Here is an 849-nt window from a genome sequence, read left to right as displayed (position 1 = left end):
TGCATACGGGAAGCTCCATTTTCTTAATATGGGGATGAATGGCTTCATACCTATAATGGAGCATCTTAGGGAGGTTTTTGTGATGAACAGTAATGCTAAAGTTCTTTAAGCTGCCATTGATCTCGATGTTGCTACCTAATACTTGGCGTAACGCCCATCTCTTTTTATTTAAAAGGTCAGGATCAATGCCATTTAGTAAGGAAAAGGCGTACCGAGTGTACGTATGATGATGGTCTATCTGATGAATTTTCGGAAATAGATAGGAGGTACGGTCTCCACGCTTCACCACTCGATAAATCTCTGCCGTACGAAACGCTTTTATTAGTTGGCCACGCAATTTTAGCTTTTCAAACATCTACATTCCTCCTTAAAACATAAAGGTCGCAAAAAAGTAAAGTAAGGCCCCATAAAAGGTGACAGGCAGGATAAATCGCATCACTTTCGCAAACTGGTCAGAGAGATCGATGACACCCCATCGCTCTAATACTCGTTCAATAATAGCAATTCCTAAGACGATACCTCCTATGGTCAAAATAGTGGGGTCAAGCATGGCAAGTGGACTAAATGGGACAAAGGAATATGCCTTGAATGGACGAGGCTTTGGGGAAGGTTTAAAGAATGGTTGATGGAGGAAGTTTCGAAAACCAATATAATGAGTTTTTCTCATGCTGATACCTTCTTTCATTTGTTTAATTTTTTTGCGTTTTATATACCTATTTTTTCAGCTCAACCCATTCGGTCGCCCCCTTCGCCTCTTCGGCTCAGCTCCCTTACAGGTTCCCCAATTGGCTTCACTGGGCGTATACAGCTTGTATTAACGCGGTAGCGATACTGAACTAGCTACTGATT

1 protein-coding gene and 1 pseudogene are annotated in these 849 nt (G+C 41.7%); both read right to left on the bottom strand.

From position 1 onward, the window contains the following. Nucleotides 1–355 (bottom strand): annotated as a pseudogene (locus tag ACH0CI_RS28215) (FtsK/SpoIIIE domain-containing protein); the annotation flags it as partial. Between the two features lie 12 nt (nucleotides 356–367). Beyond that, nucleotides 368–667 (bottom strand): hypothetical protein, encoded by a 300-nt coding sequence (locus ACH0CI_RS28210; protein WP_406902661.1) that lies wholly within the window; start codon nucleotides 665–667, stop codon nucleotides 368–370. Nucleotides 668–849: the final 182 nt, after the last annotated feature.

Source organism: Priestia sp. 179-F W1.4 NHS (assembly GCF_045369295.1).
GTDB lineage: Bacteria > Bacillota > Bacilli > Bacillales > Bacillaceae_H > Priestia > Priestia zanthoxyli.
The sequence above is the reverse complement of the archived record's forward strand: the minus strand, read 5'-3'. Positions and strand labels throughout refer to the sequence as shown.

Coding starts and splice junctions, on each gene's coding strand:
- ACH0CI_RS28210 (WP_406902661.1), bottom strand. CDS start 667: ATGAGAAAAACTCATTATATTGGTTTTCGAAACTTCCTCCATCAACCA.